At 67.6% G+C, this 12,987-nt stretch carries 14 protein-coding genes, 2 pseudogenes and 1 CRISPR repeat array; of the genes and pseudogenes, 7 read left to right on the forward strand and 9 right to left on the reverse strand.

The features are described 5' to 3' along the window. Positions 1 to 59: 59 nt before the first annotated feature. Positions 60 to 805: pseudogene (locus tag P1P75_RS33160) on the reverse strand (IS5 family transposase). A 224-nt stretch (positions 806 to 1,029) separates the two neighbouring features. On the opposite strand from P1P75_RS33160, the gene P1P75_RS33165 reads away from it, so the two are divergent. The 3 genes from P1P75_RS33165 to P1P75_RS33175 all read left to right on the forward strand — a co-directional run bounded on the left by P1P75_RS33165 (position 1,030) and on the right by P1P75_RS33175 (position 4,742). Further along, complete coding sequence (locus P1P75_RS33165; RefSeq protein ID WP_319262550.1) at positions 1,030 to 2,448, forward strand: APC family permease; 1,419 nt, start codon at positions 1,030 to 1,032, stop codon at positions 2,446 to 2,448. Between the two features lie 15 nt (positions 2,449 to 2,463). Beyond that, entirely contained in the window at positions 2,464 to 3,468 is a 1,005-nt protein-coding gene (locus tag P1P75_RS33170) for a hypothetical protein (protein ID WP_319262552.1), read from the forward strand. A 12-nt stretch (positions 3,469 to 3,480) separates the two neighbouring features. Beyond that, positions 3,481 to 4,742, forward strand: a protein-coding gene (locus tag P1P75_RS33175; RefSeq protein WP_319262553.1) for an IS3 family transposase whose coding sequence is annotated in 2 segments (ribosomal slippage) — positions 3,481 to 3,763 and positions 3,763 to 4,742 — 1,263 coding nt in all. Because the reading frame shifts where the segments join, the coding sequence is not laid out codon by codon here. Positions 4,743 to 4,766: 24 nt separating this feature from the next. Here the strand turns inward: P1P75_RS33175 and P1P75_RS33180 are convergent. Further along, positions 4,767 to 5,051: a hypothetical protein gene (locus P1P75_RS33180; RefSeq protein WP_319262555.1), complete on the reverse strand. Its 285-nt coding sequence runs from the start codon at positions 5,049 to 5,051 to the stop codon at positions 4,767 to 4,769. Positions 5,052 to 5,149: 98 nt separating this feature from the next. Between P1P75_RS33180 and P1P75_RS33185 the strand changes: the two genes are divergently transcribed. Further along, on the forward strand, positions 5,150 to 5,431 hold the full coding sequence (locus tag P1P75_RS33185; protein WP_319262557.1) for a hypothetical protein: 282 nt from the start codon (positions 5,150 to 5,152) through the stop codon (positions 5,429 to 5,431). A 35-nt stretch (positions 5,432 to 5,466) separates the two neighbouring features. On the opposite strand, the gene P1P75_RS33190 is transcribed toward P1P75_RS33185, so the two are convergent. The 3 genes from P1P75_RS33190 to P1P75_RS33200 form a co-directional block, all read right to left on the reverse strand. Continuing rightward, positions 5,467 to 5,664, reverse strand: coding sequence for a hypothetical protein (locus tag P1P75_RS33190; RefSeq protein WP_319262559.1), 198 nt, complete (start codon positions 5,662 to 5,664; stop codon positions 5,467 to 5,469). 249 nt (positions 5,665 to 5,913) lie between these two features. After that, positions 5,914 to 6,396, reverse strand: a complete 483-nt coding sequence (locus P1P75_RS33195; RefSeq protein WP_319262561.1) for a hypothetical protein — start codon at positions 6,394 to 6,396, stop codon at positions 5,914 to 5,916. A 234-nt stretch (positions 6,397 to 6,630) separates the two neighbouring features. After that, the gene (locus P1P75_RS33200) at positions 6,631 to 7,311 is read right to left on the reverse strand and encodes a DUF4241 domain-containing protein (protein WP_319262563.1); all 681 of its coding nucleotides are present in this window, start codon (positions 7,309 to 7,311) and stop codon (positions 6,631 to 6,633) included. Between the two features lie 516 nt (positions 7,312 to 7,827). On the opposite strand from P1P75_RS33200, the gene P1P75_RS33205 reads away from it, so the two are divergent. Continuing rightward, positions 7,828 to 8,007 carry a hypothetical protein gene (locus tag P1P75_RS33205; RefSeq protein ID WP_319262564.1) on the forward strand — a complete coding sequence of 60 codons (180 nt, stop codon included), beginning with the start codon at positions 7,828 to 7,830 and terminating at the stop codon, positions 8,005 to 8,007. 222 nt (positions 8,008 to 8,229) lie between these two features. After that, positions 8,230 to 8,381: a CRISPR direct-repeat array (repeat unit 29 nt; unit sequence CGGAGCACCCCCGCGTCGGCGGGGAGGAC). Between the two features lie 16 nt (positions 8,382 to 8,397). Here P1P75_RS33205 and cas2e read toward each other — a convergent pair. Then, complete coding sequence (gene cas2e, locus P1P75_RS33210) at positions 8,398 to 8,724, reverse strand: type I-E CRISPR-associated endoribonuclease Cas2e (protein WP_319262572.1); 327 nt, start codon at positions 8,722 to 8,724, stop codon at positions 8,398 to 8,400. Continuing rightward, a pseudogene (cas1e, locus tag P1P75_RS33215) lies at positions 8,693 to 9,382 on the reverse strand (type I-E CRISPR-associated endonuclease Cas1e); the annotation flags it as partial. The gene cas2e and the pseudogene cas1e, both read right to left, overlap by 32 nt. Positions 9,383 to 9,811: 429 nt before the next feature. Here cas1e and P1P75_RS33220 point away from each other — a divergent pair. After that, the gene (locus P1P75_RS33220) at positions 9,812 to 10,609 is read left to right on the forward strand and encodes a hypothetical protein (protein ID WP_319262566.1); all 798 of its coding nucleotides are present in this window, start codon (positions 9,812 to 9,814) and stop codon (positions 10,607 to 10,609) included. Between the two features lie 508 nt (positions 10,610 to 11,117). Further along, on the forward strand, positions 11,118 to 11,909 hold the full coding sequence (locus tag P1P75_RS33225; protein WP_319262568.1) for an IS5 family transposase: 792 nt from the start codon (positions 11,118 to 11,120) through the stop codon (positions 11,907 to 11,909). On the opposite strand, the gene P1P75_RS33230 is transcribed toward P1P75_RS33225, so the two are convergent. Together P1P75_RS33230 and P1P75_RS33235 are read right to left on the reverse strand one after the other, a co-directional pair. Further along, a complete protein-coding gene (locus P1P75_RS33230; RefSeq protein ID WP_319262569.1) occupies positions 11,866 to 12,402 on the reverse strand; it encodes a hypothetical protein in 537 nt (178 codons plus the stop codon). The two genes, P1P75_RS33225 and P1P75_RS33230, sit on opposite strands and share 44 nt — an antisense overlap. A 169-nt stretch (positions 12,403 to 12,571) precedes the next feature. After that, complete coding sequence (locus P1P75_RS33235; RefSeq protein WP_319262571.1) at positions 12,572 to 12,802, reverse strand: hypothetical protein; 231 nt, start codon at positions 12,800 to 12,802, stop codon at positions 12,572 to 12,574. Between the last annotated feature and the right edge of the window lie 185 nt (positions 12,803 to 12,987).

The following is a 12,987-nucleotide window of genomic DNA, read 5'->3' on the forward strand; positions in this document are numbered from 1 at the left end:
CAACAGGACCCTCGACAAGTCCCATCGTTGCAGGTCAGGAGCACTCTCCGCTTATTTGATCAAGCCTCGGACGCCCCACCTCGTGAAAGCGCGAGGCTAACAAGTTGGACGTGGCGGTAGGTGATCAGGCAGGTGGCGAGGCCGAGGAATGCTTCGTGGATGTCGTCGCGTCGTTCCCAGCGGACCCGCAGTCGCGGAAGCCTGCAGCCAGGCGATGGGGCGCTCGTCCACGTAGCGGAAGATGCCCCGGCCAGAGCCGTGTGGCAGGCCTCCTTCGGCGATGACCGGACGGATGCCGCGGGCCCAAGCAGGCGGCGGTACTTGTCAGGGTGACGTCGTTGCGGTTTCCGCCGGTCAGCGACACCGCGAGCGGGATGCCTGGCCGTCGGTGAGGACGTGGTGCTTGCTGCCCGGCCGTGCTCTGCCGACCGGGCTGGGCCCGCTTTGGGGCCCCTGCGGACAGCCCGCACGTGGGAGGAGTCGATCACCGCCCGCGACCAGTCCAGCTTCTTTGCCAATCGCAGCTTCTTCAACAGAACAGGTGCAGTTCGTCCCACACCCCGGCTTCATTCCACCCGGCCAGGCGCCGCCAGCACGTCATGCCGGAACCGAAGCCCAGTTCCTGCGGCAGGTACTCCCACTGGATGCCGGCGTGCAGCACAAACAGGACCCCGCACAACGCCTGCCGGTCCGGCACCTGCGGCCTGTCCTCCACCAACTTGGGACCCGGCTCCGGCAACAACAGCTCAATCAGCGACCACAGTTCATACGACACGATCCATGGCCGCGACTGTCGCCTTCCCACAAGCAAACCAACGACCACCCACACCTAAAGTCAGGTGACCAACAGCTTCTGTTAGGACTTCTTATGTCGATTGTCGCGCCTCGTAACTGCACTCCTCGCGTCAAGTGCCCGGCGACACACATCTTGGAGCAAGAGCGATGAGCAGGCATATCCAGCAAGGCGCCCCGCCCCAGGGGAGGAACGGGCTGAGTGCGAATGTTTTGGGGGCTGCAGATGCGGTGGTGATGGCGATCGCGGGCAGTGCACCCGCATACACGCTTGCGGCGACGACAGCGGTGCTGGCCGCAGCGGCGGGACTGGCCAGTCCCGCCGCTCTGTTGTGGTGTGCGCTGCCGATGATGGGGATTGTGCTGGCGTTCAAGTATCTGGGGCGTCTGGATGTCAATGCCGGGGCCAGCTATTCGTGGGTGGGCCGCGCTCTCCACCCCGGGCTGGGGTTTCTGAGCGGCTGGGCACTGGTGGTGTCCGCGACTCTGTTCATGGTGGCGGGCGCTCTGCCGGCCGGGTCCTACACCCTGTCGCTGTTCTCCGACCGCTGGGCGCAGAACGGGACGATGGCTGCTGTCGTGGGGGCGTTGTGGTTCCTGCTCATGGCAGGTCTGGTGGTGAAGGGTGCCCGGATCACGGCCCGCGCACAGTGGCTGATGACCGGGATTGAGGTGACGGTCCTGCTGGTGATCGCAGGTGCCGTCCTCGTCCGCGGGGCCGGGACGGGAGTTTTCTCCTGGTGGTGGCTGTTCGATGTCACCAGTCTCCGCGGTCCCGAGGGTTTCGCCGGGGTCGCGCTCATCGCGGCCTTCTACTTCTGGGGCTGGGACGTCACCGCGAACCTCAGTGAAGAGACCAGCAACAGCCGTCGCACCTCAGGGCTGGGCGGGCTCCTCGGCGTGGTCAGTGTTCTCGCCCTCTTCGAAATCGTCACCATCGCAGTCAATCTGGTCATGACCCAGTCCCACATCCAGAAGCACAGCGACACGATACTGGCCGACCTCGGTGATGCGCTGTGGCCGGGGTGGGGAGGCAAGGCCATGGTGATCGCGGTGATGCTGTCCACGATCGCCACCCTGGAGACGACGCTGATCCAGGTCACCCGCACCCTCTTCGCGATGGGCCGCGACCGCACCCTCCCCGCTGCCTTCGGGCTCACCCACCGCCGCTGGCAGACCCCCTGGGTCGCCGTCGCCGCAGTCACCGTGGTCGCCCTGATCCTGCTCTTCGCCTCCAGCGCGCTGGGCCCGGTCAGTACCGTCCTTGCCGACGCGTTCAGCGCGATAGGGCTGCAGATCTGCTTCTACTACTCCCTCGCCGGCATCTCCGTCGTCGTCGCCTACCGCAAACTCCTCCTCAAGTCGGTCGCCAACGCCGTCTTCATCGGGCTGTGGCCGCTGTCCGGCGCCCTGTTCATGCTGTGGGTCCTCTACCAGTCGATCCTCAGCCTCGACGCCACTGTCCTGATGATCGGCATCGGCTCCCTCGCCCTCGGGATCTTCCCCCTCTCCTGGTACATGGTCGCCGACAGCGAGTACTACGCCCCCCGACAGGCCCGCCTGGACGCGTCCACCGCAGAGACAGTGGCCTCGCGATACAGCGACCTCACCGCCGCCCCGCACCACCATCACGACGGTCGCGTCAGCGACCTCTGACACACCGCCACCACGATGACACCACCGAACCCCAAACGCTCCCGGCGGCTTCAAACACTGCGGTACGACCCCACCTTCGGCGACCGCCCACTCGCCCAAACCCTGCAGGACCTGCTGATCGGACGCTGGCAAGGCCCACGCGACCTGCTGAAGGCCACCGGGACCGACTGGGACCGCCGCACCCACCGCATCAGAATCCTCGCCGAAACCGCCGCCACCTGCCGCATCAGCGAGACCTGGCAGATCGCCGAACCACACAACGCCGACGCCCTCGCACTGCGCGCAGACACCGAAGTCATGCGGCTCTTCTTCGCCCTCTCACAAGAAGATCCCCGCGCGCTCCCGCCGACAGCACAGGATGTCTTCGACCGCAGACGCCTGCATCACGCCGCCGACTTCTGCTTCCAGGCAAGCACTGCGTTCCCCGCAGACCCCATGCCCTGGATCTCCCTGCTCACCCTCGCACGCCTCTACGGCGGAGGACACCCCCACACCTGGCACTGGTGGCACGAACTACGCGCCCGCGACCCCTACTCCCGCGAAGGACACCACCAACTACTACGCCACCTCTCCGCCCGCTGGCACGGCTCCCACGGCCTCATGTACAACTTCGCCCGCGACACCGCAGCCTGGGCCCCACTGGGATCCCCGCTCCCCGTCCTCGCCCAGGCCGCCCGCGCCGAGCACTACCGCCAACTCATCCGCACCCAAGGACGAACCTCACTCGGACTCTCCTACCACTGGACCCACGACGCACTCACCCCCGACCTCAACATCACCCTCGAACGATGGATCGCGCACCGCACCATCGAACGCGCCCAAGACGTCCCCGACCTCAACCTCCTCGCCCACGCACTCATCCACGCCAACCGCACCCACGACGCCGCCTTCGTCTTCCGCATGCTCGGCAACCGCCCCACCACCACCCCCTGGTCATACACCGGAGACCCGCAAAACCAATTTATCCAATGGCACAACCAACTGAATCGTTCCGGGTTCGGTAGGGACTCGATCGTTTGAGAGGATCGAGTCATGGCACGTCCTTCCCCGTACCCGCTTGAGCTACGCCGTCGTGCGGTGCGGATGGTCGCCGAGGTGCGGCCCGACTACGACACCGAGTGGGCCGCGATGAAAGCGGTCGCCGCGAAACTCGGCATCGGCACTACCGAGACGCTGCGCAAGTGGGTCCGTCAGGACGAGATCGATGCCGGCACCCGGCCGGGGACGACGACGGAGGAGTCCGCGCAGGTCAAGGCGATGAAGAAGGAGATCGCCGAGCTGAAGCGGGCGAACGAGATCCTGAAGGCGGCGGCGAGTTTCTTCGCGGCCGAGCTCGACCGGCCACACACACGCTCGTAGCGTTCATCGACGAGCACCGGGACCGCTTCGGCGGAGTCGAGCCGATCTGCCGTGTTCTGACCGACCACGACTGCAAGATCGCCCCGTCCACCTACTACGCACACCACAAACGCCAGGCCGCCCCGGCGGCCCGCACCGTTCGCGACACCGAGCTGAAGATCCTGATCCGGGAGGCATACGACGCCAACTACCGTGTCTACGGCGCGAGGAAGATCTGGCGGCACCTGAACCGCCAGGGCCAGACCGTGGCCCGCTGCACCGTCGAACGCCTCATGCGCGAGCTCGGCATCACCGGCGCCGTCCGCGGCAGGAGAGTGATCACCACGATGCCGGACCCCTCCTCGCCAAGGGCGCCGGACCTGGTCGATCGCGACTTCGTCGCCAGCGCGCCGAACCGCTGCTGGGTCGCCGACTTCACCCACGTCGCCACGTTCTCCGGCGTCGTCTACGTCGCCTTCGTCGTGGACACCTTCTCCCGCCGGATCGTCGGCTGGTCCGCCTCGACCACGAAGCAGACCCGGCTCGTCCTGGACGCCCTGGACATGGGACTGTGGCAACGCGACCGCGACCAACACCCGCCCCTGCCGGGCGAGTTGGTCCATCACTCGGACGCGGGCTCGCAATATACATCCTTCACGCTGGCCGAGCACTTGGAGAAGGCCGGCATCGCCGCCTCGATCGGCTCGGTCGGCTCGGTCGGCGACGCGTACGACAACGCGCTGATGGAGTCCACGATCGGCCTCTTCAAAACCGAGGTGATCAAGCCGCAGCGGCCCTGGCGATCCCTCGCCCAGGTCGAGCTGGCCACTGCCGAATGGACCGACTGGTACAACCACAGTCGACTGCACGGTGAGATAGGGCACATCCCGCCCGCCGAATACGAAGCCAACCACTACCTGAGCACCACGAAAGCCCAGGTCACAACCAACATCTGAGATCTCTACCGAACCCGGAACGGTTCACTCCTCTGGAATCTCCCGTCGATCCACCACACCCGCCACGGCAACCTGCGGGAAGGAACCACCAAACGTCTGAAGCTTCGTCCACCCCAGAGAACGGCCGGCTTTACGCATCGCCGAGCGAATCAGATCGACCCCACCCAGCTCCTCCGCCTCATCGACACCGAGCCGGAGCTCGTACGACCCTGCGAACCCGCCGCCTCCCGGCGGACACGACCGACGCAACAACGGCACCAGGACGGCAACAAGACGCTCATGACGCGGATCACCCGCAAACGACGGCATCCACCGAGCGTAGCCAGACACGACACGGCTCCACCCCACGTTCTGCAATCGTTGCCGGTCCCGCCCTGTTCTGGTCCTTCATCGGTCTCGGCTACGGCATGAGTGCCTCCCTGGGTTGGGCTGCTGGACTCGCCCTCACCGGCATCCTCGTCAGTCTCACCTACGGCTCCCTCGCCGCCGCTTCCGACGGCCACGGCTTCACGTACTGGCTGTTCCTCACCATGCTCGTCGCCTGCAACGTCGGCGCCTTCTGCGTGACTCCCTATGTCCTCGTCCGGGGCACCTTCAGGCGCCGTTGGCCCGTCGCGTACCCGAGGGCGGCCGTACTGCTGAACGAGGTAGCGGGCTGTCACAGCCGGAGCCCTGGGCACCATGACTGATCTCCCGGGGCTCCCATCCTGTGGCGTGAGGCGTTCTACACGAGCGTGCCCAGAGCGTTCTCGGCCATCTGAATGCCGACCTGGGCGGCCGCCGTCGCTCCGGCTTCCACCAGCAGGGTCTTGGCCTGGGTCGCGAACTGCCGCGTCCGGCCCGGCTCGGGGCTCGGCGACGTCGCTTCGTCATGGAGCTCCTGGGCAACGCGCTCCAGTTCCCCACGGTCCGGGTCGGACATTCCGACGGGCACCAGTCGGGCGGAGGCGTGGTCTGTTCGGGGCTGGCGCCTCAAAGGAAATCAGACAGTTTGCTGCCGCGCGTCGGCGGCCGGGCTCTGGCGCGCTCCAGCACCGGCGGCTGACGAACCGTCTGATCCGCCTGTCCTCCATCGGGAACCGGAGCAGGACGTGGTCCCTCACCCTCAGCGACTGCCAGAGCCAAGGAGCTCGGTCAGCGGCGAAAGTTCCTCGGCCCCGTTCATCGTTTTTCACTCTCCCGCTGCGGTGCGCAAGCAGGCCCGGCAGGATGCCGGGGGCCGGCATGACGGGGTCGCCAGACGGCGGCGATGAACGCAGCGGACATGGCTGCCGCCGCGGCGGCCCAGGAAGCGGCGTGCAGGCCGTTCATGAACGTCACCGAGGACACGTCCGGAAGGACGACGGTGGGGCCTGCCGGTGTGGAATGCGGCAAAGGTGCCTGGCGGGGTGCCGGGTTGTGTGTGGTGTGCGGCGAGGAGGGAGCCGAGGACGGCGATGCCGAGGGCTCCGCCGACCTCGCGGACCAGGTCGTTGGGGGCGGCCCCGGTGCCGGCCCGTTCGCCGGGCACCGCTCCCAGGACAGCCTCGGTGGCGGGTGCGGCCGCGAGCCCTGCGCCGAAGCCGGCGACCAGCTGGTAGCCGAGCGCGGGACCGTATCGGGAGGCGGGCTCGGCCAGGGCCAGGAATCCGAACCCGGACGCGACCAGCAGCATCCCCGTGGCGACGGGAAGCCTGTCGCCCCAGCGTGGTGCGATCAGCAGCTAAGCTGCCTGCCCCCGCACCCAGAGCCGCAGCCAGCGGCAGCAGCAGTCCGGTCTGGGCGGGGGTGAGATGGAGTTGGGTCTGGAGGTAGAGGGTGAGCAGGAGCAGCGAGCCGAAGAGGGCGAAAAACATCCAGGCGACCTGCCGGCGCCGTCAGGCGGCGCTGCCTTCGCCGCCCTCGCGGGCTACGAAGACGGCGCGTCGGCCTCGGCCGAGTGGGGTATGACGAAGAAGTCGGTGAGGAAGCAGGCGACGTTGCCGTCCGCCGCGCGGCCGATCCAGGTCGGATATGCGCCGTCGCCCCACCCGGACGTGAACCCGGCGAGGTTGTGGCCGCCCTCGCCCTGGGCCATGAAGACGTCGGGTCCGTGCCCGACGGACTCCATGGCCGCCCACACCGCCCCTTCCTCGTCCTGCGTCCCCGGAAAAGCGTTCTCGGCCGAGGCGTCGTAGAAACAGCCGGTACCCGCGTCCACGCCGTAGCCGAAGTACTGCGCGTCACCCAGTTCCGCCGGATCCTGCCCGGGCAGCAGCGCAAGCTCCCACCCGGCCACCTCCACGTCACGTATCACCAGCCGGACGGCCGCGACGCGAGTGTGCGGATGGGGCCCCGACTCCGCGCCTGGACGAGCCAGCGTGGCGACGGCAGCGTCCACGGCGTAATGGCCGGGCTCCACCGCGACGGTGAATGGTTCTACGTCCCCACTGCCCAGGTAGACGAACGGGTCGCACGCCACCACCTGGCCCGTAGCCAGAGTGAGCTCGCCCACGCGCACCACGGACAGTGTCCCGGTCAGGTCGCGTCCGCAAGCAAAGGAGGTCCCGTCGGTGAAGTACCGGGAGTAGTCGGGCGCGGTGATGGGCATGCGAGGAACCTTCCGTGAACCGGTGCGTATTCGGTGGATCCTAGAAGCAGGCACTGACATCTCCCGCGTTCCTGCGCTGCCTGCCGGCTTGGCTGCCCCCGTCTTCATGCGGCCCATAGCCGCGACCGCACCACCCGCACGGGTGGGTCTTGAAGTAGGTAAATGCCTCTTGGCGCCAGAAGAGGCCACGGAAAGTACTCGACGGGCTGGGTACCGGGCCATCCAGCAACGCTTCTTCCACACGAAGTAACGTTCGGGTGCATGGTGTCTCTCTTCACGGTCTTCGGCCCACCCGCCATCACCATCCTCCTCTTTGCCGTTGGGGCATTCCCATATGCATGGTGGGTGACCAGGAGGAAGCCTTCACAGCCGGCCCGCTGGGGCGTGACCGGGCTTGCGGCAGCGATCACCGCTTATGGGGCCGGAACCCTCTACGGGCTCGCATTCACGAACCCGCTTGACGTGTGCGCGGACAGGACCGGCGACGGCGCTGGGCGGGACTACAACCTGACCTCCGTGAGTGTGGACAGCTTCCCCCCGTCCATCACCTGTCACTGGACCAGCGGCCACAGCACCCAAGAGGTGTGGTTCTGGGTCGTACCTCTGATGTACGCAGGCCTGACCTGTCTCGTCGTATGCTCCGCCCTGCTTCTCATCAACCGCTACAAGGAGTGCGCGGCGCGTCTATGTGGGTGATTGAGGCTTGGCGTGTTGACCGCCCGCCTCACATACATGACCGCTCTGGCCCGGTACTTGCGCAGCGCGGAGAAGGCTCTTGATCGACTGCGCCACCTGGTCGGACACGCGTCCTCTCCGGGACTGACTTGTTCCCCGCCACTGGCCTCCTCCTTCCTGGAGCCTCGAAGAGGTTGTCGGCGAGGAGGACTCCACGCTCGCCGTGGGCATCGCAGTCGGGTACGGAGCACCCCCGCGTCGGCGGGGAGGACTCGGCGGCCAGGCGCACGCGCGGGTCGGGTGCCGGAGCACCCCCGCGTCGGCGGGGAGGACATGGCGGCCACTCCATTTGGGTCCTGGGCCAGCGGAGCACCCCCGCGTCGGCGGGGAGGACACTTCGTGACCTGCAGGTTATGAGGGGCTTTGCTCCTCCTTTACCGGAGTCATGGCTGTCATGCGGACGAGGGTGAGGCCGTCGAAGTCTTCGGGGACGCGGCGGCGGGTTCCTGCGGTGCGGATGGCGTAGCCCTGTTCGGTGGCTGCTGGGTGGATGAGGACGGCTGCTCCGGTGCCGACGGTTTCGGTGACGGCTTGCCAGAGGTGATCGCGTACGCGGGCGGAGACGGATCCGACGAAGATGCCGGGGACGACTTCGCTGGTCCACCGGCTCAGGGCGCCGCGCAGGTGGTCGGGGACGGCGGTGGTGGCGGGCTTCTTGTTCGGGGTTGGCGGACTGATGCAGGGCGAAGGCGAGGGGCAGGGTGGTTTCTGCTTTGTAGAGGTCGGCGATGTCGTAGACGAAGGCGTGTTGGGTGCCGGCGTGGACGAAGCCGAGTGCGGGTGACAGGCCGAGGGCGAGCAGGGCTGCGTGGACGATGCCGTACAGGCAGGTGTTGGCGGCGGACAGAGCGAGGTTGACGGGGTCTTGGGCGTGCCACTGGTCGGGGTGGTAGGTGCGGCGGAAGCGGCCGATGCCGTGTTGCTGGGCGAGGATCTTGTAGAGGGCTTTCATGCGCTGGCCCTCCATGCCGCGCAGTTGTTCCCGGGTGACGGTGGTGGGGAGTTCGGTGGCGTCGAAGCGCATGCCGTACATGCGGGTGGCGATGTCGAGGCGGCGGGTGGGATCGGCCCAGGCGGTGACCTGTTGTTCGAGCCAGTGGGTGGTCAGAGAGTCGGGCAGGATGCCGGCGTAGGCGCGGACGCCTCCCGCTCCGGTGCACACCACGCTGGTGCCGTGGCGGGCCAGGGTGGTCAGGGCGGGGGTGGTGATGGACACCCCCGGGCCCAGCACCAGGCACGACAGGGCGGCGGTGGGGAGGTAGACCAGGTCGGTGTGGTGCTCGCCAACCTGGATCTGTGCGCACACGCCGGTGTCGTCCTGAACGACGCGGACCATGTCCAGGTAGAGGAACGACAGGGCTGCTGAAGCCGGTGAAGGCGTCGGCCGGCTTCGCGCGCGCGGCGCAGGGCTGCCTCGGCGAGCGGCCCGCCGCCGACTCGGTCATGGGCGTAGAGGCCGTCCTCGATGCTCTTCATCATGATTCCCTTCCGCCCGGGGCCGGTGCCTTCGTGATGAAGACGGCCTGTCGGACCCGGGCGGGCGGGAACGTAGAACGCTTGAGGCGTTACCGTCCTGTCCTGCCCGGCCAGGCTCGGCCCGGGGGCTGGGGGCCCGTCAGGGCGGTACAGGAGCCGGGGGATGTCTGCGGTCGACCGCGTCTGAGCTCGTCGCTGGCACCCGCGCCGCCGGCAATGCGTGCGGCGGGTGGCACGACTGGGCCGTCTCTCCGCTTCGGTGTCAGTGCCGCCTGGCACACTGCCGGCCATGTCGCTCGCTGATCTCACTCTTGACCTGTGGCGGACCTTCGACGAGGTCATCGCCCGGCGGATCGCCCAGAATGCCGCTGACCACGTGGGCGGCCGAGTGTCACTCGTCGAGGCCGCGGAACACCTCGGTGCCCCGCTGCACCGCGTCCGGATCGAGCGGGATGGGCAGGAGTTCGCCCTGATACCCGGAGGCCAGGTGTCCCTGGGCTTCGACCTCAACACCTGGAAGCCAACCGCGCAGCAGGCCGCCGACTACGCCGAGAGCCTGGAACAGGGCTACGGTTATGGGCCCGATCTGCGGACCCACCTCGAGCGGATCCTCAGCGCTCGCCGCAGCGTTCACCTGGCCACCGTCCTCATGGCCGTGGAGGACGAGAATCTGACCGAACCTCCGGCCGACATGCCGGCTGCTCTCTTTGCCCGTGGTCTGCGGATGCCGAGCTCCGACGAGTGGGAACACGCCTGCGGCGCCGGGTCGGACACCTTGTTCCGGTGGGGCGACGCTTGTCCCCTCGACCGCATCCCCTACGGAGACGACACCGGTCCCCACAACGAGCTGAACGCCTTCGGCCTGCACATCGCCTACGACACCTACCGCACCGAGCTGACCAGCGATGTCACCGGGGTCCACGGCGGCGACGGGGGCGAGTCGGTGTGCGGCGGCTACGGCCATCTGCTGGCCTGGCTTCCCCTGGCGACCGCCAACCGTAGCCCCGGCATGGCCGAGTTCGTGTACGGACCGGAGGGAGAGGACATGTACGAAGACTTCTCCACGCGACCAGTGCTCACGCTCTGAGCGACCGCGTGCGGACGGCCTGATCGACGACGGCCTTGCCAGAACCCGCGCACGAACGGCGTCCGCGCGCTGCACGCCGCAGTGGCACCAGATATCTGACGCCCCTCTGGTGGTTCGGGCGCCAAGCCCCACGAGGCGCTGCGGTCGAGCGACTTCTGCCTGCGACCGTGCCGGCCCGTCCTGGCGGGCCGCTGTGTGGGACGCCTCTGCCTCCTCTCGACGCGTGTGCTGGATCCGTCTTAGTGGCTGTTGTCGTTCCGATCTTGAGGGGTGTGCGTCGAACGGGAGTCTCGATCGGGTGACCGCGGCTGGTCACGGGCATGAAGGCAGGGCCTCTTGGTAGCTCGGGGTTGCGAAGCCAACCGAGATCCAGGAGACCCTGTTGCCGCAGTTGTACGTGCTCGCGCCGGTGGAGTTCAACTCGGCTGCACCGTCGTGTGATTGTGTCGCTCACCGGTTCGGAAACGCGGCCGATCACCCGGAACGTGTTCGGCGATATCCCTCGGACATGACGGACGCGGAGTGGGCCGTGGTCCGGCCGCTGCTGCCGGTGCCGGGCTGGATGCGCGGCCGGGGAGGGCAGCCGGAGGCGTACTGCCACCGGGCGATACTCGATGCGATCCGCTACCTCGTCGACAATGGCATCAAGTGGCGGGCTATGCCGGTGGACTTCCCGCCATGGGACCGGGTCTACGCGTTTTTCCGCCGCTGGCGCGATCACGCCCTGGTCAGGGAGTTCCACGACCGGCTCCGGTCGAAAGTCCGCGAGAAGCTGGGCCGCGACGCGGAGCCGAGTGCGGGTGTGATCGACTCGCAGTCGGTCAAGGCGGACGCCGTCGTCGGTGCGGACAGCCGTGGCTTCGACGGCGGGAAGCTGGTCAATGGGCGCAAGCGGCATGTCGTGGTCGACACGCTCGGCCTGCTGCTGGGTGTGATGGTTACCGCCGCGGACACCGGTGATCGCGCCGCCGCGCAGGTCCTGCTGCGGCAAGTCGCCGATGCACACCACCAGTTGGAGCTGGTCTGGGCCGATGGCGGCTACACCGGCGGCCTCGTCGAGCGCTGCCTGGCCACGCTCGCGCTGGTCCTGGCGATCGTCAAGCGCAGCGACGACCAGAAGGGGTTCGTGGTGCTGCCCAAGCGGTGGATCGTCGAGCGGTTCTTCGCCCACCTGATGCGCACCCGCCGCCTGGCACGCGACTTCGAACGCCGCACCACCAGCGCCGAGGCGATGGTCTACTGGTCGATGACCCTGCTCATGACGCGCCGCCTTGCCCGGCCGGGCTTTGGGCCAGGGTGAACCGGCCCGGCTGCCGCTCGACCAGCCAGCCCCGCGCGACCAGACGTTTTGCCTTCGACCGCAGCGCCAGCACCTTCGCCGGCACCACGTCCATGCCGAACGTCGCGGCCATCTCCTGGCAGGTCAGCGGCCCTTGATGGAGCCGATGCCGGTCCGCGAGGGCCTGAAGGATGCGCTGATAGTCCACCGACAGCACCGACCAGGCCAGTCCCTCACGCCACACCGGCACCTGCGATTTCACCTTCGCCGCCTGGCCGGGCACCGAGCGCGCGTCCGCGTCCCGTGGGCCGGGTGCGGCCTCCTCGTCAGCAACGCTGCCGCCGTCCGGAGCCAGGACCGTGCCCACTCGCCTGCGGGCGATCACCCACTCCTGCCATTCCTGCTCGGCCGCGGCCAGTTCGGCCTGGATGCGATCGGCTTCCTCACGCAACCCGTCGACCCGACGGCGAGCGGCGAGCTCGTGCTGTTCCAGCAGTCCGACGACCGACGGCATCCATAACCTCCCGGGGAGCGACGACACAACACGCCACCACTCCCACCGAATCACCGGCCCTATGCCTGACCAGCGCAAACACCGACCTCAGATTCGGAACGACAACAGCCACTAACGGCGGACGACGGAGGACTGCGGCATTCGCACCTGAGTAACCGCTCGGTTCGGGCTAGTACCAGGGTGGCGGCTCATCGATGACTCCCAGCTCCATCCGCATGATCACTCTCGCGCGCGACAACATCGGGATGATCTCGTCCAGGAGTCTGATGACCTCTTCCAGGAGAGGCTCGCGAAGGCTGGCATCGGCCTCCTGCTGAACTCGCTTCAGGCGCCTATAGGCAACAGTGAGCTGCACGTTGACCTGGCCTTCGGCACCGATGACCTCCTCGCTGACGGTCATCTGTGCTTCTGCGCGGGCGTCACGCTGTGCCCGTCGAGCCGTAGCCACGTCTGTTGCCTCAGCCTCAGCGGGCGAACCCGTCTTAACCTCGCGCTTTCACGAGGTGGGGCGTCCGAGGCTTGATCAAATAAGCGGAGAGTACTCCTGACCTGCAACGATGGGACTTGTCGAGGGTCCTGTTGGTT

The sequence above is a fragment of the Streptomyces sp. ID05-39B genome (genome assembly GCF_033794725.1).
In the GTDB taxonomy this organism is placed as follows: Bacteria; Actinomycetota; Actinomycetes; order Streptomycetales; family Streptomycetaceae; genus Streptomyces; species Streptomyces bobili.